At 49.5% G+C, this 24,390-nt stretch carries 22 protein-coding genes and 1 tRNA gene; 7 read left to right on the forward strand and 16 right to left on the reverse strand.

What is annotated here, in order from left to right; genetic code table 11:
• Positions 1-164: 164 nt before the first annotated feature.
• On the reverse strand, positions 165-650 hold the full coding sequence (locus ACKC9G_RS02660) for a hypothetical protein (RefSeq protein ID WP_411403392.1): 486 nt from the start codon (positions 648-650) through the stop codon (positions 165-167).
• Positions 651-831: 181 nt separating this feature from the next.
• On the opposite strand from ACKC9G_RS02660, the gene ACKC9G_RS02665 reads away from it, so the two are divergent.
• The gene (locus ACKC9G_RS02665; protein WP_411403393.1) at positions 832-1,284 is read left to right on the forward strand and encodes a universal stress protein; all 453 of its coding nucleotides are present in this window, start codon (positions 832-834) and stop codon (positions 1,282-1,284) included.
• Between the two features lie 77 nt (positions 1,285-1,361).
• Here ACKC9G_RS02665 and ACKC9G_RS02670 read toward each other — a convergent pair whose 3' ends face one another.
• The gene (locus ACKC9G_RS02670) at positions 1,362-3,296 is read right to left on the reverse strand and encodes an ATP-binding cassette domain-containing protein (protein WP_411403394.1); all 1,935 of its coding nucleotides are present in this window, start codon (positions 3,294-3,296) and stop codon (positions 1,362-1,364) included.
• A gap of 259 nt (positions 3,297-3,555) precedes the next feature.
• On the opposite strand from ACKC9G_RS02670, the gene ACKC9G_RS02675 reads away from it, so the two are divergent.
• The gene (locus tag ACKC9G_RS02675) at positions 3,556-5,418 is read left to right on the forward strand and encodes a transglycosylase SLT domain-containing protein (RefSeq protein WP_411403395.1); all 1,863 of its coding nucleotides are present in this window, start codon (positions 3,556-3,558) and stop codon (positions 5,416-5,418) included.
• 77 nt (positions 5,419-5,495) lie between these two features.
• On the opposite strand, the gene ACKC9G_RS02680 is transcribed toward ACKC9G_RS02675, so the two are convergent.
• The gene (locus ACKC9G_RS02680; RefSeq protein ID WP_411403396.1) at positions 5,496-6,434 is read right to left on the reverse strand and encodes a chemotaxis protein CheV; all 939 of its coding nucleotides are present in this window, start codon (positions 6,432-6,434) and stop codon (positions 5,496-5,498) included.
• A gap of 149 nt (positions 6,435-6,583) precedes the next feature.
• Here ACKC9G_RS02680 and ACKC9G_RS02685 point away from each other — a divergent pair, with 149 nt between their 5' ends.
• Entirely contained in the window at positions 6,584-7,417 is an 834-nt protein-coding gene (locus ACKC9G_RS02685) for a TatD family hydrolase (RefSeq protein ID WP_411403397.1), read from the forward strand.
• 14 nt (positions 7,418-7,431) lie between these two features.
• Here ACKC9G_RS02685 and ACKC9G_RS02690 read toward each other — a convergent pair whose 3' ends face one another.
• The 5 genes from ACKC9G_RS02690 to edd all read right to left on the reverse strand — a co-directional run bounded on the left by ACKC9G_RS02690 (position 7,432) and on the right by edd (position 14,390).
• Positions 7,432-8,253: a D-hexose-6-phosphate mutarotase gene (locus tag ACKC9G_RS02690; protein WP_411403398.1), complete on the reverse strand. Its 822-nt coding sequence runs from the start codon at positions 8,251-8,253 to the stop codon at positions 7,432-7,434.
• Positions 8,254-8,290: 37 nt separating this feature from the next.
• Positions 8,291-9,940 carry a glucose-6-phosphate isomerase gene (gene pgi, locus ACKC9G_RS02695; RefSeq protein ID WP_411403399.1) on the reverse strand — a complete coding sequence of 550 codons (1,650 nt, stop codon included), beginning with the start codon at positions 9,938-9,940 and terminating at the stop codon, positions 8,291-8,293.
• Between the two features lie 502 nt (positions 9,941-10,442).
• Positions 10,443-11,462 (reverse strand): beta-N-acetylhexosaminidase, encoded by a 1,020-nt coding sequence (nagZ, locus tag ACKC9G_RS02700; RefSeq protein WP_411403400.1) that lies wholly within the window; start codon positions 11,460-11,462, stop codon positions 10,443-10,445.
• A 149-nt stretch (positions 11,463-11,611) separates the two neighbouring features.
• A complete protein-coding gene (gene glk / locus ACKC9G_RS02705; RefSeq protein WP_411403401.1) occupies positions 11,612-12,571 on the reverse strand; it encodes a glucokinase in 960 nt (319 codons plus the stop codon).
• Positions 12,564-14,390: a phosphogluconate dehydratase gene (gene edd, locus ACKC9G_RS02710; protein WP_411403402.1), complete on the reverse strand. Its 1,827-nt coding sequence runs from the start codon at positions 14,388-14,390 to the stop codon at positions 12,564-12,566. Before edd ends, glk begins: the two co-directional genes overlap by 8 nt.
• 276 nt (positions 14,391-14,666) lie before the next feature.
• Between edd and gap the strand changes: the two genes are divergently transcribed.
• Both gap and pyk read left to right on the forward strand, forming a co-directional pair.
• Complete coding sequence (gene gap / locus ACKC9G_RS02715; protein WP_411403403.1) at positions 14,667-15,680, forward strand: type I glyceraldehyde-3-phosphate dehydrogenase; 1,014 nt, start codon at positions 14,667-14,669, stop codon at positions 15,678-15,680.
• A gap of 24 nt (positions 15,681-15,704) precedes the next feature.
• The gene (pyk, locus tag ACKC9G_RS02720; RefSeq protein WP_411403404.1) at positions 15,705-17,150 is read left to right on the forward strand and encodes a pyruvate kinase; all 1,446 of its coding nucleotides are present in this window, start codon (positions 15,705-15,707) and stop codon (positions 17,148-17,150) included.
• Between the two features lie 58 nt (positions 17,151-17,208).
• Here the strand turns inward: pyk and ACKC9G_RS02725 are convergent, their stop codons facing one another.
• The 5 genes from ACKC9G_RS02725 to ACKC9G_RS02745 all read right to left on the reverse strand — a co-directional run bounded on the left by ACKC9G_RS02725 (position 17,209) and on the right by ACKC9G_RS02745 (position 19,636).
• Complete coding sequence (locus tag ACKC9G_RS02725) at positions 17,209-17,613, reverse strand: VOC family protein (protein ID WP_411403405.1); 405 nt, start codon at positions 17,611-17,613, stop codon at positions 17,209-17,211.
• Between the two features lie 37 nt (positions 17,614-17,650).
• On the reverse strand, positions 17,651-18,379 hold the full coding sequence (locus ACKC9G_RS02730) for a helix-turn-helix transcriptional regulator (RefSeq protein WP_411403406.1): 729 nt from the start codon (positions 18,377-18,379) through the stop codon (positions 17,651-17,653).
• Positions 18,380-18,448: 69 nt separating this feature from the next.
• Positions 18,449-18,536, reverse strand: a tRNA-Ser gene (locus ACKC9G_RS02735).
• 78 nt (positions 18,537-18,614) lie between these two features.
• Positions 18,615-19,076: a YiiD C-terminal domain-containing protein gene (locus ACKC9G_RS02740; protein ID WP_411403407.1), complete on the reverse strand. Its 462-nt coding sequence runs from the start codon at positions 19,074-19,076 to the stop codon at positions 18,615-18,617.
• Positions 19,073-19,636 (reverse strand): nitroreductase, encoded by a 564-nt coding sequence (locus ACKC9G_RS02745; RefSeq protein WP_411403408.1) that lies wholly within the window; start codon positions 19,634-19,636, stop codon positions 19,073-19,075. Before ACKC9G_RS02745 ends, ACKC9G_RS02740 begins: the two co-directional genes overlap by 4 nt.
• Before the next feature lie 247 nt (positions 19,637-19,883).
• On the opposite strand from ACKC9G_RS02745, the gene ACKC9G_RS02750 reads away from it, so the two are divergent.
• Positions 19,884-20,969, forward strand: coding sequence for a hypothetical protein (locus ACKC9G_RS02750; RefSeq protein ID WP_411403409.1), 1,086 nt, complete (start codon positions 19,884-19,886; stop codon positions 20,967-20,969).
• Positions 20,970-21,038: 69 nt separating this feature from the next.
• Here the strand turns inward: ACKC9G_RS02750 and queF are convergent, their stop codons facing one another.
• The 3 genes from queF to ACKC9G_RS02765 are packed head-to-tail and all read right to left on the reverse strand — an operon-like array spanning position 21,039 to position 23,561.
• The gene (queF, locus tag ACKC9G_RS02755; protein WP_411403410.1) at positions 21,039-21,854 is read right to left on the reverse strand and encodes an NADPH-dependent 7-cyano-7-deazaguanine reductase QueF; all 816 of its coding nucleotides are present in this window, start codon (positions 21,852-21,854) and stop codon (positions 21,039-21,041) included.
• A 7-nt stretch (positions 21,855-21,861) separates the two neighbouring features.
• On the reverse strand, positions 21,862-22,635 hold the full coding sequence (locus tag ACKC9G_RS02760; protein WP_411403411.1) for an ABC transporter permease: 774 nt from the start codon (positions 22,633-22,635) through the stop codon (positions 21,862-21,864).
• Positions 22,632-23,561, reverse strand: a complete 930-nt coding sequence (locus tag ACKC9G_RS02765; protein WP_411403412.1) for an ABC transporter ATP-binding protein — start codon at positions 23,559-23,561, stop codon at positions 22,632-22,634. Before ACKC9G_RS02765 ends, ACKC9G_RS02760 begins: the two co-directional genes overlap by 4 nt.
• A 180-nt stretch (positions 23,562-23,741) precedes the next feature.
• Here ACKC9G_RS02765 and ACKC9G_RS02770 point away from each other — a divergent pair, with 180 nt between their 5' ends.
• Entirely contained in the window at positions 23,742-24,146 is a 405-nt protein-coding gene (locus tag ACKC9G_RS02770; RefSeq protein WP_411403413.1) for a PA2817 family protein, read from the forward strand.
• Positions 24,147-24,390 lie beyond the last annotated feature (244 nt).

Consider the following 24,390-nt stretch of genomic DNA (forward strand, 5'->3'; position numbering starts at 1 on the left):
ACTGCAATCTGTAACCTCAAGACATTGCAAAAGGAAACAGAATTGCTCGAAGAATAATATGTCAATTGGCATGGCGCAAGCTCTCACACTGCACCCAAATAAAAAAAAAACACCAAAAAAGCGAAAAAACGATCAAAAAACAACCAAAAATAAGTTTTTCTGAATTAGAGTTTTGCCAATATTGATTCAGCTAATCGATTTATTTCACTTAGCAATTCAGGGTTTTTCTCATTCCAATGCAGTGATACTCCCATAGAACTGACTAAAACAAGATCGACGGATGCGGGAACTTGAGACAAAATTTCTCGTAGATGCGTCTCATCTTTTTCTGCCAGCTCTGCTGGCTTGTCTTTCCAGAACCAACCATTAACTCCTGTCACGGGGTCAAAACCCTCCCGTCTTTCAAGTTGCCATGTCATACGCTGGCAGGTTTGTTGTCTGAGCTTGCTATATAGAAGAAGACTTTGAGGTAACACTTCTGACTCACCAGGCTCACGAATTCTAGTGATTCTCTGTACTGAGGGCCTTAACCCCATGCTCAGGGCATTTTGTCGCAGGTTCATGACTCTTTTCTGAGCAGCTGATGGCATCACCCAGAAGATAGATCCCATCAGCAAGACAATCACCAGCACACTTATTGCCAGTCCCATTGAGAATTTCCTTGTTATTACTGATTTGATTCAGATCAATTATTGATATCTTGAACTGGCTAACCATGAAGATGATGCAGTCAAGCCACATATATAGAAGCAGTAAGCGATATAGTAGAAACATTCCATGCGGTGAGCCAGCGCTACACCGTCGATTTGAGACTTTTGAGGGAGCTAAGTCATGAACGACTACATTCGCAGTTACGAACACATTCTTCTTGCGGTTGATCTCACAGAGGAAGCCGATCTTGTTGGACAAAAAGCAGCTACCATCGCCTCCAATAGTGGCGCCTCACTCTCTGTCATTCACGTTATCGAACCCCTGAGCTTTGCTTACGGCGGTGACGTCCCCATGGATTTAAGCAATATCCAAAGCCAGCTTGAAGAGCATGCACAAACTCGTCTTGAAAGCTTTGCTTCTCATATGAAGGTTAAGCCTAGCGAGCTTATCGTCGCGACAGGCCATACAGAAACTGAGATTCATCGACACGCAGAAAAACTAGGATGTGACCTGATTGTTGTCGGCAGTCATGGAAGGCACGGCTTCGCACTCCTGCTAGGCTCAACATCTAATAGTGTATTGCATGGTGCCAAGTGTGATGTGCTCGCTGTTCACGTTGGTAGTGATAGCTAAAAGCCTCTCTACCAGAAAAAGCCGCTCCCTGAGCGGCTTTTTTACTAGGCACCTTAACGTGAAATGAACCTGTTTACTCAGCTTTCTTGCATCGCTTCAAGCTCAACCCAACGCTCCATCGCATGATTAAGCTCCTCTTCTTTTTCAGACAAGGCAGCCAAACGAGCTGTCACAAAAGCATTCTCCTGCTGATAGAAATCAGGGGAAGAAACCTCAGCAGACAAAGACTCTAATTCAGCTTCCAGTTTTTCCAGAGTGGCAGGAAGCGCATCCAGTTCTCGCTGCAACTTATAGCTAAGCTTTACGCTCGCCTTTTTTATTGTTGCTTCTTCATTTTTAACTGAAGAGTTGCTTTCTGGATCAGGCAAAGACGGCTGCTCAGAAGCTGACATCCCCTGCTCAAATTGATCACGCCCTTTCAGCAGCCCGATGTCGCCTCCCTGAAATAACCAGTCATCAAAGCCGCCGACAAACTCATCGACCTTGCCTGACCCATCCAGCACAAAGGTGCTAGTGACGACTTTATCCAGAAACTCCCTATCGTGACTGACAAGAAGCAAAGTCCCATCAAACTCGGTCAACACTTCTTCAAGCAGCTCAAGCGTTTCAATATCCAGATCATTGGTAGGTTCGTCCATGACCAAGAGGTTGGCGGGTTTACTAAAGAGTTTTGCCAATAGCAATCGGTTGCGCTCACCACCTGACAAGGCTCTGACTGGAGTACGGGCTCTTTCAGGTGAGAACAGGAATTCACCGAGATAGCCCATAATATGCTTACGCTGACCGCCAATCTCGATAAACTCACGACCTTCACTGAGGTTTTCAATAGGAGTCTGAGATAAGTCCAGTTGATCCCGCAACTGGTCGAAGTAAGCAATTTCCAGTTTAGTACCTGAGCGCACAGTGCCTGACGTAGGCTTAAGCCTGCCAAGAAGCAGTTTTAACAGCGTACTTTTACCAGCACCGTTAGCACCAATGATACCGATACGGTCGCCTCGCTGAATACGCGTCGTCATCGGCGAAATAATTTCACGCCCGCCCATTGAGACTGACGCTTTCTCCAGCTCACAGACCAGCTTGCCGGAGGTATCAGCCTCCTCAAGACTCATCTTGGCTTTTCCTAAACGATTACGCCGGTCAGCATATTCATTACGTAGTTTTTTAAGTGCACGAACTCGTCCTTCGTTACGGGTGCGGCGCGCTTTGATACCCTGACGAATCCAGGCCTCTTCCTGCGCAAGCTTTTTATCAAAAAGTGCGTTATTGCGCTCTTCTTCTTCCAGACGCTTTTCGCGGTAAGCAAGAAAGTCATGATAAGTGCCATTGAACGGGTAGATATTACCCCGGTCGAGTTCCCATATCTTATTCGCAACGTTCTGTAGAAAAGCCCGGTCGTGGGTAATGAAGAGGACAGCGCCTTTGAAATCGTTCAGAACAGATTCAAGCCAGCTGATGGCGAGTAGATCCAAATGGTTTGTAGGTTCATCCAGTAGCAGAAGATCGGGCTCATTAATCAAAGCACGAGCCAGCATGACCCGACGTCGCCACCCACCCGATAGTTCAGAGAGTGTTTTTTGCCCAGGCAGATCCAGTCTTTCCAAAAGCGTCTTCGTTTTCTGCTCCAGCTCCCAGCCGCCAACCGCTTCCAACTGATGTTGAAGACGCTCAAGTCTGTCCATATTGATGTCAGCAGACTGCGCTTCCTCATGATAGGCAGTCAGCAGACGATAGGCTTCGGAAGCCCCCTGCATGACGATCTGCTCAACAGTTTCCTGATCTCCTTCCGGAAGCTCCTGCTCTAACATTCCTACCCGGGCGCCAGGACGCACCCAGACCTCTCCACTATCAAGACGTTGCTGCCCGGTAATAACACGCAGCATAGTCGACTTGCCGGCGCCGTTTCTTCCGAGAATACAGATGCGCTCACCAGCATCCATCTGTAAGTTCAGATTATCCAGCGCTGCTTCAGTCCCGAAAGACAGTGAAGCTGCATCAAGTCGTAACAAGCTCATTCAGTCAGCCCTTTGCGGTAGGAATATCGGCCAGTTATTCTACTCGCATGGAAGAGTTTGCCCAAATGTGGGTTCAAACCAGTATGCAATCGCGCAAACAACAAAGATTCACGCCATGAGAACCATGGTAGAAAGGATGCTTATCATGCCTAAAACCCGACTGGCTTCTGCCTGCAGGTTAGGATTACTCGCGTTATCTTCACTCCCCGTTTTATCTTTTGGGGCAGCTTCTTCACAGCCTGCGCCTGATCTCAATACCATGAGACAGCAATACGTTCAGGCACAACAACTCTTCGACTCAGGCAAATTAGGCGAGGCAAGAGCATTAACTCGCCAACTCGAAAGCTATCCGCTTTACCCTTACCTGGCATACCGAGAGTTGATGTCTGGTCTGGGCGGACTAAAAAAACCTTCTCTGGAGAATTTTCAGAAACGCTACCCGGACTTCCCGCTACAAAAGGACTTATATAGCAGCTGGCTGAATTATCTGGTTGGAGCAAAACGCTGGAAAGATTTCGCCTATGCCAGCGACGATCAAAAACTGAGTGCCAATCTGAGCTGCTGGCGTGCCTTTGCACTCTATCAGCTGAAAAGAAATAGTGATGCGGATGCACTGACCAAGGACTTGTGGCTGTCGGGTAAAAGCCAGCCCGATACCTGTGATGCTCCTTTTAATACTTTTAAGTCTCGCAAGAAGCTGACACAGAATCTGATCGAAGAGCGGATGATTCTAGCGCTGTCTGAAGATGAGTCTGGTCTGGCGAAGTATCTGGCCAAGCAGCTCAGCGGTTCAACCAAAGCACACGCCGAAGCGATGATTGCCCTTTCGGAGCACCCGGAAACAGTCAGCAAATACATCGAAGCGCTGAAAAAACGGCCTGGCAAAATTGTGACTGACTACTATGTAGACACACTTAAGCAGTATGGGCGTGCCGAACCCGAAGCCGCGCTGGCTATCGCTACTCATCATGGCCAGAAACTTTTCGCCAGCGATAAAGAGAAAAATGAGACGGTTGATTACTTACTTGGCCGACTGGCGATCAAAGCACCGGATCGCTATCTGGCTGCAACTAAGCAATATCAACGACCAGCAGAGGACGATGATGCCCAGCGAGTGCTTCGTTACTGGCTAGGCTCATCAAACTGGCCAATGGTAAAAGCAACGATTGCAACCTTGCCCAAGGACTTGCAGGCTGAAGAACGCTGGAAGTACTGGGAAGCCCGAAGCCTTGGTGAAACAGGCAATGACTTACAAGCTCGAACCTTGTTCACTGAACTGGCGAAAGAACGAAGCTTCTATGGCTACGCCTCCGCCCAACGACTGGGCTTACCCTATCAGCTCAACCACCAGCCACTTCCTGTCAGCAGTGAACGACAGCGCGAAGTGATGGGAATTCCCGCTATCGCCCGTGCTGTTGAGCTGAGAATTCTGGATCAGGAATGGCAGTCCCGTCGCGAGTGGTATCGTGCTCTGGATAACATGCCACGTGAGCAGAAAGTCGCTGCTGCACGACTTGCCGATCAATGGGGCTGGTATTTCGTATCGATATTTACGATGGCCAAGGCCGCTTACTGGGATGATGTACAGGTACGTTTCCCGATGGCATACAGTCAGGACTTCGTCGCAGCAGCTCAAAATGTTGCTCTTGATCCGGACTGGGTAATCGCTATCTCTCGCCAAGAAAGTGCATTCCGTTACGATGCAAACTCGCCTGTCGGCGCCCGCGGGTTGATGCAGCTTATGCCGGCAACAGCAAAGCATACGATTCGCAAGTTCAATCTTCCTGATGCCTCATTGCAGGATCTCTATAATCCGGACATCAATATCAAGATAGGTTCACACTACCTTTCAGAGGTAAACAGCACCTTCTCCAACAACCGTATTTTGGCAACCGCAGCCTATAATGCAGGCCCGAGCCGTGTGAGCCGCTGGCTCAATGAGCGGGGTCAACTTCCGGCAGACATCTGGATTGAGACAATCCCATTCAATGAAACCCGTAAATATGTTCAGAACGTACTGACCTACGCAGTGATCTATCAGAAGAAGCTGGGACGAGCGCCTGAGCTGATCAAGCCTAGTGAAATGCAACTCACCAGAAATGTGGCAAGCAACTCACCCTAATACGTGACCTTGCCAACAGAGCAAATAAAAAACCCGCATCACGCGGGTTTTTTATTTCTGGGTAAAAGATCGCAAGGTCAGTCCCTCGCCAATAGATCCCTGACACGATCCTGGACAATAGCAGCCATCACATCAGGCTGAAACTTGGAGATAAACTTATCGCAGCCGACTTTCTGCACCATGCTTTCATTAAAACTACCGCTGAGAGAGGTGTTAAGCACGATGTAAAGATCCTTGAGCCTCGGATCCTCACGAATCTCACGAGTCAAACGATAACCATCCATCTCTGGCATTTCTGCATCAGTGATTACCATCAACAACTCATCAGGCACTTTGTGCCCTTTATCTGCCCAGGTTTTCAGCATCTGAATTGCTCGAGCACCGTCCGTTGCTTCGATCACTTCGATACCAAGTGCAGTGAGGATGCCTTCTGTTTGCGCGCGCGCAGTTGTTGAGTCATCGACGACCAGCACTTTCATACCCGAAGTCATGGCGACAATATCTTTATCCAGCACTTCCGCTGAAATTTCGGAGTTATAGCTAACAATTTCCGCCAGCACTTTCTCTACGTCGATAATTTCAACCAGCTGATTATCTTCGAGCCGGGTAACGGCAGTCAGATAGTGACCACGTCCTGCTGTCGCAGGTGGAGGCATGATCAAATTCCAACTGAGATTAATAATTCGGTCAACGCTCCCTACTAAAAAGCCCTGCACTGAGCGGTTGTACTCGGTCACGATCAAATTACAGGGTTTAGTAGTATCGATAGGCTTCATACCTATCGCAGCACTGAGGTCAATGACGGTCACTGCTTGTCCACGCAAGCTTGCCACACCACAAACCACTGGATGGCTTTGCGGCATTTTTGTCAGTTTAGGAAGCTGCATCACTTCCTGAACCTTGAAGACGTTTAATGCAAACAATTGCCTCGATTGCATTTTAAACATCAGCAATTCGAGTCGGTTTTCACCCACCAGCTGCGTGCGCTGATCAACTGTATCCAGAATACCGGCCATGCCTACTGGTCCTCTGCCAAGCCTGCTATCATCCCATCCCGCATCATTACAGCGTTTTAACAACGCAGAGTACGGGTAAAGCACACGTAATTTAACAGTTCGAGTATAGCTTACACGACCGTAAAGACTAACGCAGATCAGAGCAAGCCATGAAACTGTTCGATATTGGCGCCAACCTGACGAATAGTGATTTCGATCAGGATTTAGAAGACGTTCTTCAACGCGCAACAGACCAAAATGTCGCTGGAATGCTGATTACCGGAACGACGTTAAAGGATAGCGAAACCGCCATCCATTACTGTCAGCAGTATCCCGAGGCAAACCTTTGGAGTACAGCCGGAGTTCACCCCCATTACAGTAAAGACTTCTCCGCTAATCAGCTCGAGCAATTAAGCGCGCTAGCAAAGGATCCATATGTTTTAGCAATCGGAGAGACAGGGTTGGATTTCAACCGCGACTTTTCGCCACGCGATGCCCAAGAGGAAAGCTTTCTTCTGCATCTTGAGGTGGGCTCCGCGACAGATAAACCGCTTTTTCTGCATGAAAGGGAAGCCTTCGAGCGCCAGCACGATATCCTTCGTCATCATCGCAACGATTTCACCTGCGGTGTTGTGCACTGTTTTACCGGCGACAAGAAAGCACTTTATGCCTATCTCGACCTGGATCTCTATATCGGTATCACGGGATGGGTTTGCGATGAGAGAAGAGGGCTTGAGTTGCAGCGCTTAGTAAAGGATATACCCGCTGATCGCTTGCTTTTGGAGACTGATGCACCCTACCTGCTACCACGGGATATCAAACCGAGACCCAAAAGCCGCAGGAATGAGCCTCTTTATATGAAACATATCGCTCAGGTAGTTGCGAGATTGCGAGATATTGAAGTAAACGAGCTGACTGATCAGGTATGGGAAAACACTAAACGTTTATTTGGGCAGAAAATCGATCATTCGTACAAGAGTGAGTTAGAGAAACAGGTTACATGAAAAGCTGCCTATCATTAGAGGCAGCTTATTTTCATATACATTTGACTCGATTCACCCGTTTTAAGCATGACCGGGTCAAGATGTGTATTGGCAACTTCTATGCAGATAAATTGTTCAGCGGTGTCCTGACTCACATCTGCCATTCCTGCAGCAGCCTCACCAGGCTGCCATACTACCGTGCTCTTGCTGCCCGTCTTGACTATTGAAACCTGGCGCCCTGTAACAGAATCAGTAAAGGAGACCTCGCCCGCACTGCCATAGATTCGATCCAATGCGCGACAAGGCTTAAGAACACCCATCTGCTGATAGCGAGCACCTTGCTCAAGCTTTTCTTCAAAAACTGCACCTTGAAGGCCATCGATCGCCACCTGACGATAATCAGAAACAGCAAAGTAAGAATGAAAGGCCTGAGTTAAGCGAAAAGACTCTTTACTGCGATTGAGTGTAGAGAGAGTCATTATTAACTGCTCTGAAATTTCCAGAGTCAGCGTTGCCTCAAGATTGGTTTGAACCTTTGGAGAAAACGAAAGAGTGGCTAACTGATCATTCAGAGAATAGCTATCAAGTTGCCATTCTGAAATTCGGGCAGTTCCATGGAAAGGTTCCGCGCCTTCTGCAAAACCCGGCCAGCATAGCGGAATACCACCACGAATCGCTTTTCCTTTTTTGAAAATAGCAGAGGAGGAAAGCCAGAGCAGTTCTGACTTTCCTTGAGGGGTATAGCTTAGAACATGAGCTCCGTAGAGGCTGATTTTAAGCTCAGCGTGAGGTGCAGAAACAACCAACACCTCATGTTCGCCCCACGGCTCTACTTTCAGCCACTGCGGATAACTCATTACACCTTAACCCTCATAGCTCAGAGTCTGACGACTCTTATTGGTTCTGAGTGTTCGCACGGAACAACTGCATCAGACCTTTTGTGGAACCATCATAGTGAGAACTGGTATCCCCACTCTGAAGCTCTTCAAACATTTTCTTGGAAAGCTGTTTACCAAGCTCAACACCCCATTGGTCGAAAGGGTTAATTTCCCAGATCATGCTCTGTGCAAACACCTTATGTTCATAAAGCGCGATAAGCATACCCAGATTACGCGGAGTCAGCTGATCCAGAACAATGGTCGAGCTTGGACGATTACCAGGATACATACGATGAGGCAGCAACGACTCAATATGCTCATTATCCAGACCTTCCTGTTTGAGCTGCATACGCACTTCATCTTCAGACTTACCGGTCATCAGCGCCTGAGATTGAGCAATACAGTTGGCAACAGACAATAAATGCTGATCAAAGTTTTCAGGACGTGGCGGCTTACAAACCAGAATAAAGTCCGCAGGCACCATTTGGTTGCCCTGATGCAAAGACTGATAGAAAGCATGCTGACCGTTAGGGCCGAACTCACCCCAGATAACCGCAGAGGTACCAACATCCAGCCACTCACCACGGACGTTAACGCTCTTACCGCAGGATTCCATTTCCAGCTGCTGGAGGTAATCAGGCAGATGCTTCAAGCAGTTGGTATAAGGCAGAACAACGCGCGAGCCACAACCGCAGAAGTTCAGATACCACACATGCAGCAGCGCCATAATAACGGGAATGTTCTGCTCCATTGGCGCAGTACGGAAATGCTGGTCAGCGATATACGCACCGTGCAGCATGTCTTCAAACACATGCATACCCAGATAAATAGCAACTGACAGCCCAACGGAAGACCACAGGGAGTAACGACCACCCACCCACTGCCAGAATTCAAACTGCTGGGACGCAGGAATGCCGTATGCAGTCATCGCCTGTTTGTTAGTAGAAATACCCACCAACTGACGACCAATCGCAACTTCGTCACTACAAGCAGCTTTCAGCCAGGCTTTAGCGCGGTCAGCGTTGGCCATCGTATCGATTGTGGTGAAAGTTTTGGACGTAATAATGAAAGCAGTGGTTTCAGGCTCCAGCTGGTTCAGGAAGTCAACAATCTGTACACCATCCATACCGGAGACAAAGTGCATATTTACAGGACCAGGCTTACCTGACTCGAGGGCCTGGCACGCCAGATTTGGACCAAGATCAGAGCCACCAACACCAATATGAACAAAGTCACGAATCGCTTCACCAGTGAAACCTTTAAACTGACCTGAACGCGCCTTGTCGACAAACGGACGCATCTGGTCAAGAACGCGTTGAACTTCGTGGCTGACAGCCTGACCATCATCATCAAGAGAATAAATTGAGCGATCACGTAATGCGGTGTGAAGTGCCGGACGGTCCTCAGTGATATTGAGCTTTTTACCGCCAAACAGGTCTGCAATACGATCAGTCAACCCCTGCTGCTCAGCCAAAGCGATCAACTTGCGCAGCGTTTCTTCAGTCACCAGCTGCTTGGAGAAATCAAACTTCAACCCCTGAAGAGAACGTGAAAAGCGCTCGAAGCGATCTGGGCTTTGAGCGAAAAGGGTATTCAGGTTGAGATCTTTAGTGGCATTACGATGAGCTTGCAGCGCTTGCCAGGCAGGCGTCATGTTCAACTTCATGTGAGGTTTTCCTCTTAAAAACATCCAGGTCGTATGGTTCGCTAGCAGCATGGACGTCTACACAGACGTTCAACAAGGCTTGAGGCGACTTTTTTGTAGTTTTATTAACAAACTTTCAATGGAGTAGGCACACTATAAAGAGTGTCTCGCTTGGTTAACACACTAAAACTACCATTTTTTTTTACTAAACTTACAAAAAACACTTGTCAGTTCGGCAAATGAAAAGGTAATGTACAGCCCCAGTGAGGAGGTTGCCGGACTGAGGGCTTTCGGGTGCTCTTAAACTTATCGGCAGGCCGGTGACCTTACTCACGATCTCTTCAATCTACCCTTCCCTTTCCAAGCCTTATTAAATATAAGACACATGGCTTTTATATTCTGATCGCACCTTTATCAAGCACCAGATCTATTCTGTATTTTTCCGCACTATTTCTCTCGCCACTGAGCACAGAAGACCTCTTGCCTTAAGCGCTCAGAGGAACCATTGAGATTCTGACAATTCTTAGCCAAGTAACTCCTGACGCTCGGCAAACATCACCTCTCGTTCAGCCGCAGAAAGCCTCACCTTCCCAAGCAGCGTTAACGAGTGAGTGACACGCTGCAAAGCCTTGCCTTCCAAAGCACAAACCTCTTGAGCAACCGCTTCCATCTCGTTTACAGAACCATGAGAGTTCAGAATGAGATCTACTCCAGCATCCAGACTGGCTTTCGCGCGCTCTGCATGAGTACCTTTAAGTGCATTCATATGAATACAATCAGTGATCAGCACTCCCTGAAAACCAATTTTCTCGCGGATCCAATGAGAAATAATGTGTGCGGACTGCGTACAGGGGAACTCGGGATCCAGAGACGGATACATAATGTGAGCCGTCATCGCCCAAGGCATAGAACTCAGCTCCCTAAACGGCAACATATCCTCACCCCAAAGCACTTCAGCGGAGCGATCAATAAAAGGCAGCTCAATATGACTGTCTGCCTGAGCATAGCCATGACCTGGCATGTGCTTGATGACCGGGATAATGCCGGAGGCAAGAAAACCATCACAACTGGCACGCCCCAGCTCGGCAACAATCTCTGGAACCATTGAAAACGCTCGCGAGCCAATAACTTCATTCGCGCCATTTACCAATAAATCAAGCACAGGGGCCGCATCGACATTAACCCCAACTTCAGCAAGCTCATCACCGATCAGCCGCGCGTTAAGCCATGCTAAACGCTTGCCGCTTTCAAGATCTTTATCAGCGATAAGACCAATATCGCGAGAAGAAGGATGTTGAGGCCATATCGGGGGCTGCATTCGCTGGATTCGCCCTCCCTCTTGATCAATAAGTATCGGCGCATCTTGACGCCCCACCGCCTCACGAAAACTATCGGTCAGACGCTTGACCTGCTCAGGACTCTCGCAATTACGCTTAAATAGAATCAGTCCAAGTGGGTTGGCTTCACGAAAAAAGGCGGCTTCTGCTTGCGAAAGCTCCAAACCCTCGCAACCAAATATCCCAGCCAAAGGAGTCACTGACATTATTCTCTCCTGATAATCCTGTCGCGCTTGGCATCATAGTGCACTGAACTACAAAGCTCTACGACAAGCCCTGTTTCTTACAGGCAAAAAAAAGCCGAGATTACTCTCGGCACAAGGCACTTGGGGATCCTTCCCCACCAGTCAAAAACTTAGACCGCGTCGTTGAACAGGCCTGCAGCAGACCCCATCAAACCGGGATACTCCGCCCTCACCAACCACACGGGAATATCTTTCATATAACTACTCAGACGACCTTTAGCTTCAAATTGCGCACGAAAGCCACTCTGCACGAACAACTCAGGGAAACGCGGAACAATCCCGCCGCAGATATAGACACCGCCCAAAGCTCCCAAAGTCAGCGCAGCATCACCACTGACGCCGCCCAGAATACGGCAGAAATGACTCAGAACTTCCAGACAGAGCTCGTCCCGCTCTTTAATAGCCCGATCCGTGACATCCGCAGGCTTCTCGCACCGCTCCGGCAGACCACGCAAAGCACAATACCCCTGATACAGCAAAAGGAGCCCTGCACCACTAAGCAACCGCTCTGCAGAGATACGTTCATGCTTCTCCCGTAACCATTGCCAGAGCGACATTTCCCACTCATCTACAGGGGCCCAGTTAACATGACCGCCTTCAGTGGATAATGGCAGCCATTGACCGCTGTGCCACACCAGCGCAGAAACCCCTAAGCCTGTGCCAGGACCAATCACCAGTCTTGGCTTATCAGGAGCCGCCTTAGCGTTGCCACCATTCAGCATTAAGTCATTACCTGCCAGCAAAGGCATTCCTAACGCCATGGCAGTAAAATCATTAAGGCATTTAAATGTTTTCAGGCCTAATCTCTGCTGCATGGTCTCCTTATCAAAAGACCAATGATTATTGGTCATCTTGATCTCTGCACCATGCACAGGACAGGCGAAAGCAATACAGGCTTCAGACACCTCAACATTTTGCTTGGATAAATAAGCTGCAACAGCCCCATCGAGATTGTCGAAGTCCTTACAGGCCAGCACCTCGATATACTGCAGGGCCACTTCACTGTCTCTTACCAGAGCAAATCGGGCATTCGTTCCGCCGACATCTCCCACCAGCGACCATTTAGTCACGGTAAGCCTCCAGCTGCCCAAATACCGTAGCGCCCTGCTCTGCAGCATTCACAGACTGACGCATCCAGGCAAACAGCTCACGTCCCATGCCCTGAGTGATTGATGGAGGCATCGTCACCGTCTCACGAGCTTCAAACTCGGCACTATCGACCAGCACAGCAAGCTCACCCGTTGTTGCATTGAGGCGCACCATGTCACCATCTTTGACGCGAGCAAGCGCACCACCATTGACAGCTTCCGGACAGACATGGATTGCCGCAGGCACTTTACCTGACGCTCCAGACATACGACCGTCTGTCACCAAGGCAACTTTAAAGCCCTTGTCCTGCAACACGCCCAGATAGGGCGTCATTTTATGGAGTTCAGGCATGCCGCATGCCGCAGGCCCCTGAAAGCGCACGACCGCAATAAAGTCACACTCAAGCTCACCACGCTTGAAGGCGGCGGCCAGATCCAGCTGGTCATGGAAAACGCGGGCTGGAGCCTCAACAATCTGGTGTTCTTCGTCTACAGCGGAGACCTTAATGACTCCACGACCCAGATTGCCGGTCAGAAGACGCAAACCACCTTCCCTATGGAAAGCACGAGAAACAGGACGAAGGACAGATTCATCAAGGGAGTTCTCAGGCGCCTCACGCCATGCAAGCTTACCCCCTTCAACGAAAGGCTCTTTCGTGTAATCACGCAGCGAGTCTCCGACGACAGTCTTCACATCTTCATGTAGCAAGCCAGCATCAAGAAGCTCACGAACGAGGAAACCCACACCACCCGCCGCCTGGAAGTGATTCACATCTGCCTGGCCATTGGGATAGATACGACATAGAAGCGGAGTAACTGAGGAGATATCTGCAAAGTCCTGCCAATCGATACGAACACCTGCAGCTGCAGCCATCGCGATTAAGTGAAGCGTATGGTTAGTTGAACCACCCGTTGCCATCAGAGCAACAATCGCATTCACCACACTCTTCTCGTCGACAATTTCATAAAGAGGACGATACTTGCCTCCCACATGGCTATTACGAATCGACTGACGAGCAGCTTCTGCGGTTAAGGCATCACGCATTGGCGTATTCGGATTGAAGAAAGCTGCGCCCGGCAGGTGAAGACCCATAATTTCCATGAGCATCTGGTTCGAATTCGCCGTGCCATAGAACGTACAGGTGCCTGGACTATGGTAAGACTGTGACTCAGCCTCAAGCAGCTCATCTCGTCCGACTTTACCTTCAGCAAAAAGCTGACGAATACGTGCTTTTTCCTTGTTCGGCAAGCCTGAAACCATTGGACCAGCTGGCACAAAAACACCAGGCAGATGACCAAAACGCAGTGCACCTATCACCAGACCGGGAATAATTTTGTCACACACGCCTAAAAACAGTGCACTATCAAACATGTTGTGCGACAGCGCGACCGCTGTGGACATAGCAATCACGTCGCGAGAGAAGAGGGACAACTCCATACCGGGTTCGCCCTGTGTAACACCGTCACACATGGCCGGCACACCGCCCGCAAACTGAGCCACGGATCCCATCTCGTGGGCGGCTTCTTTGATAATTGCGGGGAAATGCTCAAACGGTTGATGCGCAGAAAGCATGTCGTTATAGGAAGAAACAATGGCTACGTTAGCCTGATTCATCAGCTTGAGGGTCTCTTTATCCTGTTGACCACAAGCTGCAAATCCATGAGCCAGATTACCGCACCCAAGAGTACCTCGGTATGGCCCCTTCTCTTGTGCGGCCTTCATGGATTCTACATAAGCTGATCGGCTGGACTGGCTACGCTTAATGATGCGTTCAGTCACTTCCGCCAAGATCGGATTCATATCATTTCCTCAATGCCAATGCCCGAGCGCACCCGAGTCTTTTTGGTAATATTACTAAAATATTTGACTTGAGTCTGCCTCGATTGTAGAAAAAACCGCCCTATTGATGTAATGTTCTTACCAAATAATAAAGAGGCCTCTGAACACTTCTGACTGCGCTTCACAAAGATATTTTTCAAGCCTGACATCCCCTCCGGGTGCCCCGCCTGAGCTCTAGAGCCAGCCTGAAGCGAGACCTCTTAAAGCACACTGCTCTAATGAAGCGAGGATCTTGTTGTGACAATTCGTGTAGCTATTAACGGTTATGGCCGCATCGGCCGCAATGTTCTGCGTGCTCTGTACGAGAATGGTTACCGCGATCGCATCCAGGTGGTTGCAATTAATGATCTGGGCGACGCCAAGATCAATGCCCACCTCACTCAGTTTGATACTGTACATGGCCGTTTTAATGGCGAAGTAAAAGCTGAAGGCGATAAGCTCTATGTAAACGGTGATGAGATTGCAATCTCTTCAGAGCGTGACCCCGCAAAACTTAACTGGGGCGCACTGAACGTTGATGTCGTCTATGAGTGCACCGGCCTCTTCACTTCCCGTGAGAAAGCAGCACTGCACATTGAAGCTGGTGCAAAAAAAGTCATTATTTCCGCACCAGGCACCAATGTAGACGCAACAGTAGTTTATGGCGTCAACGATGACGTTCTGACTGCCGACCACACCATTATTTCCAATGCCTCCTGCACAACAAACTGCCTGGCACCATTGGCTAAAGCACTGAACGACACTGTCGGCATTGATAACGGCTTGATGACCACTATTCACGCCTACACCAACGACCAAAACCTGAGCGACGTTTATCACTCTGATATTTATCGTGCCCGCTCTGCTACCCAGTCAATGATTCCAACCAAAACCGGTGCTGCTGCAGCTGTAGGCTTGGTGCTGCCAGAATTAGCAGGTCGTCTTGATGGCTTCGCTGTTCGCGTACCTACCATCAACGTTTCTGTTGTTGACCTGACTTTCGTCGCCAAACGCGAAACCAGCAAAGAAGAAATCAACAGCATAATGAAAGCTGCCGCCGAAGGCTCCATGGGCGAAAAAGGCGTGCTGGCTTATAACGAGCTGCCACTGGTATCTGTGGACTTTAACCACTGCCCACGCTCCTCCTCTTTTGACTCGACCCAGACCCGCGTCAATGGCAATCTGGTGAAAGTATTGGCCTGGTATGACAACGAGTGGGGTTTCTCCAACCGCATGCTGGATAACACCATCGCCCTGGTCTCCGCCAAGTAATTCATCCAGATAACGAGTGAGCTTATGCGTCGCACGAAAATAGTCGCCACCCTGGGACCTGCCAGTGAGCAACCAGAAGTTCTTCGCGAACTGATTTGCGCAGGTGTTAACGTTGTTCGGTTGAACTTCTCCCACGGCAGCGCTGAAGAGCACCGCATGCGAGCCGAGCGCGTTCGCAGCATTGCCGAAGAACTCAACTCTTACGTTGCCATTCTTGGTGATCTTCAGGGGCCAAAAATCCGTATTTCACGGTTTAAGGATGGCCCAATCACCCTGAGCATCGGTCAGGATTTTATCCTCGACACCGCGCTTGGACGTGATGAAGGCGACGCCACTCGCGTCGGCGTTGACTACAAAGAACTTGCCGAAGACTGCAACCCTGGCGATCGCCTGCTATTGGATGATGGCCGTGTCGTATTGGTCGTTGATCATATCGAAGGCACGCAGATGCACTGCAAGGTTGAAGTTGCAGGCAAACTCTCCAACAACAAAGGTATCAATCGTGAAGGTGGCGGTCTTTCAGCCCCCGCGCTGACCGATAAGGATAAGGAAGACATCAAAACTGCCGCCGCTATTGGCGTCGATTATGTTGCCGTTTCCTTCCCTCGCTGTGCCGGAGATATTGAAGAGGCTCGTCGTTTACTGCAGGCAGCAGGCAGCAATGCTGGCATCGTGGCCAAAATTGAGCGCGCCGATGCTGTTAACGATTATGCAGTGCTTGATCAGATCATTATTGCCTCTGATGCCGTGATGGTTGCTCGCGGAGATTTGGGCGTTGAGATTGGCGATGCCCGTCTCGTAGGCGTTCAGAAGCATCTGATTGCACGATCTCGCACACTCGACCGTCTGGTTATTACTGCCACACAAATGATGGAATCCATGATCCAGAGCCCCATGCCAACACGCGCAGAGGTAATGGACGTAGCCAACGCAGTATTGGATGGCACTGATGCAGTCATGCTATCAGCAGAAACTGCCGCTGGTGCATTCCCAATTGAAACAGTAAAAGCCATGTCGCGCGCCTGCTTGGGCGCAGAGCAACATCCAAGCGCTTACAAATCCCGCCATCGTATGGATGGCACCTTTAAGCGCAAGGACGAAGCCATTGCGATGGCGGCGATGTACACCGCCAATCACCTGCAAGGTGTAAAAGCAATTGTAGCCATCACCGAAACTGGCTCGACCCCTCATTGGATGTCACGAATCAGCTCAGGCCTGCCGATCTTTGCCCTGTCTCACAACACCAAGCCACTGAACAAAATGGCTCTTTACCGAGGTGTTCAGCCACTTTACTACGATGCAACAGAACTGTCCGAGGAAGAAATTTCCCGCGGCGTCTGTGAAATGCTGGTAAGTAAAGGCCTTATTGGAATGGATGATCTGATCATCCTGACCAAAGGCAGTGTCATGTGGCAACAAGGCGGCACAAACACGATGAAGATCCTGTCGCCGAGAGAAGCCATGGGCTGATCTCTACAGCAAAATAAAAAACCGGCCTTGCGCCGGTTTTTTTGCCATTGAGGATTAACTAGCTCTTTTCGACCGTATCCCAATAACACTTATCACCCATGTAACCCCAAAGCGATCTTTCAACATGCCATAGAGCGGGCTGCAGCACCTCAGCCCCCACAGAAAGATCATACCAATGACGCTGGGCCTGGTTTTGATCAGCACTCTCAAGCACTAAATAAAATGCATTATCACCCTGACTCCATGGCATATCTTTACGCACATCAAAGGCCATCACTCGAAAGCCATTATCACTTATCAGCTGTCCCCAGATAATCGCTTCCGAATCCACCCCCTGCTCTGCAAGACCAGCCTCACGGTAGGTCACCAGACTTAGCGAACCATGAAAAACCGCATGATAAAACTCCAGCGCTTGTCGGGCATTACCATCAAAATTCAGATGAGACGTGAGCGTTGAATGCATATTTACTCCTTAAGACGCGATTGATAATCCGCTCATCTTAAGTGGAGATACTGTCAATTTCTGGCAGTAGACTTCGCCCGGGCACATATTCAGAATCACGCCACTGAGCGAGCAATTTCTGACGGCTGGAAGGGTAATGCTCGTCAGCCATCAACGCTTCCTGAATTCGGTCTGCACGAAAACTCCTGAACGCATCACGCTGCTCACACCAACACATCAGAACTCGGCTTTGATCAAAATAGACCAGCGCAAATGGCCAGACAGTTCTCTCTGAGAACTCTCCAGCCACATCCAAGTACCGGATCTTGACCTTTTTTTCCTGCCGAATCGACGACCTCAAAAGCTCGATATCAACGCCATGACCCGCATGAGGCATAGACCGTCCGGCACCTAATAGCAACGAACAATCATGCAACTCCTTGCTGACATGAGAAGGAAGCACAGCACTGATTTTCTCAAGCATCCGCAAGGCGCTTTGCGCCAATGCAGGATCACCCTGCTCTGCGACCAACCTTACCCCCAGCACTAAAGCCTCAATTTCACTCAGATCAAACATGAGAGGCGGCAACATAAAGCCAGGCTTCATCACATATCCAAGCCCAGGCTCGCCCTCAATCTGCGCCCCTTGAGACTGCAAACTGGCTATGTCCCTATACAGAGTTCGGATACTGACATTCAGTTTTTGCGCAAGCACATGCGCGCTCACAGGTCGCCGATAGTGGCGCAATAGCTGCAGAAGCTCCAAAAGACGCTCAGTTCTAACCATGGGCAAGATATCCACGCGACAAAAACGAAAAAGCCCTGCAGCTTTCACTGCAGGGCTTTTTCTTGAATTTGGCGGTGAGGGAGGGATTCGAACCCTCGATGCCTTTCGACATACACACTTTCCAGGCGTGCTCCTTCGGCCACTCGGACACCTCACCGAAAGCGTTCATCGCTGAACGCGGTGCGTAATGTAACTATTAGGTTTTTGAAACGCAAGCACTTTTTAAAAATTTTCCTTACTGAGAACGGTATGCCACAAAGCGTCCAGTCAGTAGCATCGCGATGCCATCATCAGCAATAAGATGCACCATAAGATTTAAAGCCGCCTTTCCTCGCTCTTTAAGCTTTTGTTCAAATGAGTCCAGCTCTGACTCTTCTGGCAGTCCAACCTTTGCGGTAAAGCTGGAGCGGACGGGCTTCTGATATTCCAGATTACTTTTATGAACGACCACTTCAAAAGCTCCCGGCTCGACCCGCTCGGCCAATACAGAAACCAGCGCCCACCCCGCCAGAGTCGCAACAGAAGCGAGCGCACCACCAAATCCTGTGCCTTTATCATTAACGTTTGGCTCAATGGGGGCACACAGGCTTAGGTCACGCTCTGAAAGCACCAATGGCTCCAGCTGCATCGCTGCTGTCAACGGAATGGAATCCAGTCGCTGCTGCACTTGGCGCAACGCTTTCTCCAACCCCATCATTCCCCTTTCCATTGCGACACGTGGTCAGCGGCATTCAAAACAGGTGCAGACGGCACAGCCTGTGCAGGCTGACCCACATAAAGCATACCGATATTCTGCTCATTTTCTTTAAGGCCCAAAGCGCGCGAAATACTGGCATCTTCCGCTACCCAGCCCGTGCGCCAGATAGCCCCTAGACCCTGCGCGAAAGCAGAGAGAAGAATATTCTGCGCCGCAGCTCCTGCTGACAACATTTGCTCAAAGCGAGGCACTTTAGGATTCTCAGAGTAACAGGCCACGACAACTATCAGCAGAGGCGCTCTCAGCGGCATATTCAAACACTTTTCGAGAAACTCCGGCGCAGCATCAGGGTCATTCTCCATAGCCACCTGAGCGAAAACCTCGCCGAGACGCATCCTGGCCTCACCCTCAACCTCTATAAAACGCCAGGGATGTATTCCCCCGTGATCAGGAGCTCGCATCGCAGCCTTCCAGAATAGTGCCCGCTGCTCAGGAGTGGGCGCTTCACCACCTAACTTGCTGAAAGAAACCCGATTCTCAAGTAATGACAATGCATCCATATAATTAAACTCTATACTTTCCAGCTGAGGCTATTTGAAACCTGCCAACCCGAGGGAACGAAACGCCACTCAGGACGACATAGTAATAACCTGAAATTCAAGGAGTTGCGTTTAAGGAATTGCCTGATGCCCCTATTAATACACTAATGGGAGCATGACCGGCTGGTTACGCTACTGCGTTAGATAATAATGAGTTTTATTAACGATTAAAGCTTGATATTCAAAATCATCGTCACAGGATAGTTGCATGAGTTCACAGGACCCAATGACTCTGTTCGCCATCGAGGCCGTCGTGGTTTTGTTAGTGCTACTGGTGTTTCTTGGCATTTTCACCCGCTACCAGAACCAGCGTATCAAGCGGCTACGCGAGAAACTCAACAAGCAGCCTGACCACCTACCCGATCTTGATCTTGAGGGCTTCAGTGATGAGCCCGAATCTCCTACTTATCGACATCATCTCAATCAGGCACTCCAACACACTATTCTTCATTATAAATCGCTACGCCCCGATAATAGCGGCTTTGAACTTCACCCTGACCAACCTGCAGAGGTTCAGACAACCGCAATGCGACTTATGTTTCTCCATGCAGAGAAACAAGCACTGCAAAGCACCGACGAGGAAAGTTTTTGGCAAAGCATTCACTCTTCGTTGACCCGAGTAGCCTCTTCCTACGCCCCGGAACTTCAACTGAGTAATGATGCAGGCGTGAGCGAAGAAGGGATTTTACAAGCAACCGGCAACCCTAAAGACGAGCTCGCCGCATTGGCAAAAATGATTGGAGCGCTGAATAAGACACTGCGCCAGGCTACTGAAGACAGTAAACATCTTGCGACTCTTAACTCTGAGCTCAACAAGACACTACAGAACCTGCCAACACTGAAAGACAGTATGAAACAGGTTTTCACCGCTTTTGGCCCCAACTATACCAGCGAGAGCGAAAACGCGGGAAACACCTTAACGCAGTGGAAAGATACTCTTGGCGAGCTAAAACTTGCACAACAAAGCTGCTCCGAGGCTTTGACTGCGGGCGAGGATTTGCCTGCAGAAGCTTTGGAGAACTTGCGCGGAAAGATTGGCGACTTACTCTGGTACAGCACTGCTCAACTACCTGAGTACCAGGAACAGATTGCCGTACTTCAAGCCACAACCAGTGAACTTGAAACAGGGCTTGCCGGCATTAGACCCAAAACCCAGCATCACGCTTTCATTGAAGAAATGCTTAAGGAATCTCGCGATCTGCATCACATCGTGAAAAAAGATATTGCACAACTGGAAGAGAAACTGGGGCTGGCTCAGCAAGCCAGCGAGAGCTTTTCATTACTTCAGGAGTAGCTGCAGGCTTTTTGAGCGCAGAATAATAAAAAGGGAAGCCATGATGCTTCCCTTTTGTATCTATCAAACTTACTGACGTGACAGCCTGATATCATCAGGCTCGCCGGGCTCAGTTGACCGCCAGGGGTTAATATCCAACCCACCTCTTCGCACATAGCGCGCATAGACCGTCAACCTCTCCGGACGGCACTGCTCCATGATGTCAGTAAAGATCTGCTCAACGCATTGCTCATGAAAATCACCATGATCCCGATACGAAACGATGTAGGCCAAGAGCCCCTCATGATGAATTGGCGTACCGCGGTAATCAATGACGACCGAACCCCAGTCCGGCTGACTGGTAACCGGACAGTTGGATTTAAGCAAGTCGCTGTAGAGACGCTCTTCAACCACCTCCTGGCCACTAGCCGTGGAAAGCAATGAAGCCTCAGGCGCGTAATGCAATATCTCAACATCCAAATCATCTATACATGCTCCGGGTAAGCCCAATACGGCAGGAGCATCAGCTACCTTTAGCAAACGGACTTGCACAGGCGCCCCTGCGGCTGCACTTAGATCCTTGGTCATCAGATCAACAACCTCCGATTCCGTCTCAAATCGGGAGCCATTAAAAGAGTTCAAATACAGCTTGAACGACTTACTCTCGATAATAGACGGCGAGCAACCCGGCACACGAAAAAGACCGACGCGAACCAAGGGTTTCCCTTTAGGGTTAAGCCAGCTGATCTCATAGCCCGTCCAGTCATCCCACCGGTAGCACTCGCCAGAATAGATCTGGTGACGTGGAATAGGACAAAGCTGCGATGAATCATATCGATCAACGTAGTTAGACTTTTCACCCAGCGGTGCATGCGCCTGTTTTAGCAACGACTCGGTATTATGCATAGCAACCTCAGTGACGAATGCCCTTGCCGGATTTCAGCAAGCTCAGGCAGAACCAGAACAGCAGGATGCTACAGATCAGAATGATGACTATAGCCAGACCTACATTAATATCTGAAACGCCAAGAATGCCGTACCGAAAGGCATTAATCATATAAAGGATTGGGTTGATCTGAGACACTCCCTGCCAGAACACAGGCAGCAAAGTGATCGAATAGAACACACCACCCAGATAGGTGAGAGGCGTCAGCACAAAAGTCGGCACGATGGAAATATCATCGAAGCTTTTGGCATACACCGCATTCACAAACCCACCCAGTGAGAAAAGGAAAGCGGTCAGGAAAACCACCAACACCGTAATCCCGATGTGATGAATGTTCAGATGGGTAAAGAACAGCGACAACAAGGTCACAATAAAGCCCACGGCAAGGCCGCGCGCCACACCTCCCAACACGTATCCCAGCAAGATCACCCAGTTAGGCACAGGTGATACCAGCAACTCTTCAATATGGCCCTGGAATTTGGTGCCATAGAACGAGGAGACAACGTTACCGTAAGAACTGGTGATGACTGACATCATAATCAGACCCGGCACAATGAACTGGATGTAAGTAAAGCCACCCATCTCACCAATCCGGCTTCCGATCAGATTACCGAAAATCACAAAATACAGCGTCATGGTGATCGCAGGCGGAAGAATCGTCTGCACCCAGATTCTTGAGAAACGGCGAATCTCTTTGACCAGAATGGTCCAGAAGGCAATAAAGAGTTCTCTAGAATTCATTTAGCGCTCTCCGTTACGAGGGACACAAACAACTCCTCCAGTCGGTTGGCTTTATTTCGCATACTGTTAACCTCTATACCTGCCGCCTGCAGCCCAGCGAACAAAGCGTTAATGCCCTGAGATTTCTCAACATCCACCTGCAATGTCGTCTCGCCCACCAGGCTGATAGGATAGCCCTCAACCTGAGGCACATCGCTTGCTTGAATAGGCTTGGCAATATCCAGAAGGAAGGTTTCGACATTCAATTTTGAGAGTAACTGGCGCATGGACGTATTCTCGATAATCTCGCCTTTATTAATGATGGCGATATTACGGCAGAGATTTTCAGCCTCTTCGAGATAGTGCGTAGTCAGAATGATGGTTGTACCTTCCTCTGCATTAATCTTGCGAAGAAAGTCCCACAGAGAGCGCCGAAGCTCGATATCTACGCCTGCGGTCGGCTCATCCAGAATAAGCAGACGCGGATTGTGCACCAGCGCACGAGCAATCATCAGGCGACGCTTCATACCACCCGACAGCATACGCGATACGTTGTTGCGCTTATCCCAAAGATCCAGTTGCTTAAGCAGTTTCTCTGCCCGTGGCGCCGCAATCTCAGCAGGAATACCGTAGTAGCCAGCCTGAGTGATGACGATATTCCACACCTTCTCAAACTGATTAAAGTTAAACTCCTGCGGCACAACCCCCAGCATCGTTTTTGCCTTGGACATTTCAGAGTCCAGGTCATAGCCGAATACAGAAACCTCTCCGCCGGACTTACGCACCAGTGAAGAAACAATTCCAAGAGTGGTGGACTTCCCAGCGCCATTTGGCCCCAGCAATGCGAAAAAATCCCCCTGCTCAACGGTCATATCGATGCCTTTAAGAGCCTCGAAACCGTTCCCATATACTTTTCGCAAACCTCGCAGGGTCAATGCGTTGGTCATAAACTTTCCCCAGTCAGACAGTGGCCGTAGATTCTTGGGTGAAGTCGACGACTTTTCAACCAATCTTCAATGAACCAATGCGTTGCGAGTGATGAATTAATACAATATGAGCCGACCCGAAGGCCGATTGACTCTATGACGCCCTCGACACCACGCTCTAGTGCAATAACGGATGTCTTAATGAACGATCAACAATGGTTTGAGTATCACCTTGATACGCTTCTTGAAAGCTTGACGGCGCTGGAAAAACTGCCGGACTTCAGTGATGAACAAATCACCGAGACCGATGAGATTTTTCTGGATAATTTCCGCCATCTTGCCGAGTCCATGGCAGAGCACAGCAGCGACTGGCACACCGAAGGGCAGGACGTCATCACGCAAGTGGTGAGACTCTACCCACAACACACCCATTTAGTGAGCCGTGACCTGTTTTGGTTCTTCGGTGGCGACTGCCTGCACTATCTCGATGATGAAGAGATCGAATTCTACCAGAATATTGAGGAACTTCGCTTTGAAGCAGAGCGTGAAGGGCTTGATTTTGATTACGAAGCACTAAAAGAGCGCTTTGGCAAAGCAGTGCACTAACAAAGACAGACCTACGGGCTGATTAATGCCAATGCATTATTCGGCCTGATCCAACCCCAGGGTTAATCCAGAGATACACGCGAAGATGCACCTCAGCAGATCGCTGAAGTCTTTTGAATAAGCAGGAGATGATTTTTAGAAGTAGGCGTGTCGGTTGGATCGCCATAATTGGAGCGGGAAACGAGACTCGAACTCGCGACCCCGACCTTGGCAAGGTCGTGCTCTACCAACTGAGCTATTCCCG

The sequence above is a fragment of the Pokkaliibacter sp. CJK22405 genome (assembly GCF_046614695.1).
In the GTDB taxonomy this organism is placed as follows: domain Bacteria; phylum Pseudomonadota; class Gammaproteobacteria; order Pseudomonadales; family Balneatricaceae; genus Pokkaliibacter.

Excerpts from the sequence above, each read along its gene's own strand:
- ACKC9G_RS02660 (WP_411403392.1), bottom strand. The coding sequence starts at position 650 with ATGGGACTGGCAATAAGTGTGCTGGTGATTGTCTTGCTGATGGGATCT.
- ACKC9G_RS02665 (WP_411403393.1), top strand. The coding sequence starts at position 832 with ATGAACGACTACATTCGCAGTTACGAACACATTCTTCTTGCGGTTGAT.
- ACKC9G_RS02670 (WP_411403394.1), bottom strand. The coding sequence starts at position 3,296 with ATGAGCTTGTTACGACTTGATGCAGCTTCACTGTCTTTCGGGACTGAA.
- ACKC9G_RS02675 (WP_411403395.1), top strand. The coding sequence starts at position 3,556 with ATGAGACAGCAATACGTTCAGGCACAACAACTCTTCGACTCAGGCAAA.
- ACKC9G_RS02680 (WP_411403396.1), bottom strand. The coding sequence starts at position 6,434 with ATGGCCGGTATTCTGGATACAGTTGATCAGCGCACGCAGCTGGTGGGT.
- ACKC9G_RS02685 (WP_411403397.1), top strand. The coding sequence starts at position 6,584 with ATGAAACTGTTCGATATTGGCGCCAACCTGACGAATAGTGATTTCGAT.
- ACKC9G_RS02690 (WP_411403398.1), bottom strand. The coding sequence starts at position 8,253 with ATGAGTTATCCGCAGTGGCTGAAAGTAGAGCCGTGGGGCGAACATGAG.
- pgi (WP_411403399.1), bottom strand. The coding sequence starts at position 9,940 with ATGAAGTTGAACATGACGCCTGCCTGGCAAGCGCTGCAAGCTCATCGT.
- nagZ (WP_411403400.1), bottom strand. The coding sequence starts at position 11,462 with ATGTCAGTGACTCCTTTGGCTGGGATATTTGGTTGCGAGGGTTTGGAG.
- edd (WP_411403402.1), bottom strand. The coding sequence starts at position 14,390 with ATGAATCCGATCTTGGCGGAAGTGACTGAACGCATCATTAAGCGTAGC.
- pyk (WP_411403404.1), top strand. The coding sequence starts at position 15,705 with ATGCGTCGCACGAAAATAGTCGCCACCCTGGGACCTGCCAGTGAGCAA.
- ACKC9G_RS02725 (WP_411403405.1), bottom strand. The coding sequence starts at position 17,613 with ATGCATTCAACGCTCACGTCTCATCTGAATTTTGATGGTAATGCCCGA.
- ACKC9G_RS02730 (WP_411403406.1), bottom strand. The coding sequence starts at position 18,379 with ATGGTTAGAACTGAGCGTCTTTTGGAGCTTCTGCAGCTATTGCGCCAC.
- ACKC9G_RS02740 (WP_411403407.1), bottom strand. The coding sequence starts at position 19,076 with ATGATGGGGTTGGAGAAAGCGTTGCGCCAAGTGCAGCAGCGACTGGAT.
- ACKC9G_RS02745 (WP_411403408.1), bottom strand. The coding sequence starts at position 19,636 with ATGGATGCATTGTCATTACTTGAGAATCGGGTTTCTTTCAGCAAGTTA.
- ACKC9G_RS02750 (WP_411403409.1), top strand. The coding sequence starts at position 19,884 with ATGAGTTCACAGGACCCAATGACTCTGTTCGCCATCGAGGCCGTCGTG.
- queF (WP_411403410.1), bottom strand. The coding sequence starts at position 21,854 with ATGCATAATACCGAGTCGTTGCTAAAACAGGCGCATGCACCGCTGGGT.
- ACKC9G_RS02760 (WP_411403411.1), bottom strand. The coding sequence starts at position 22,635 with ATGAATTCTAGAGAACTCTTTATTGCCTTCTGGACCATTCTGGTCAAA.
- ACKC9G_RS02765 (WP_411403412.1), bottom strand. The coding sequence starts at position 23,561 with ATGACCAACGCATTGACCCTGCGAGGTTTGCGAAAAGTATATGGGAAC.
- ACKC9G_RS02770 (WP_411403413.1), top strand. The coding sequence starts at position 23,742 with ATGAACGATCAACAATGGTTTGAGTATCACCTTGATACGCTTCTTGAA.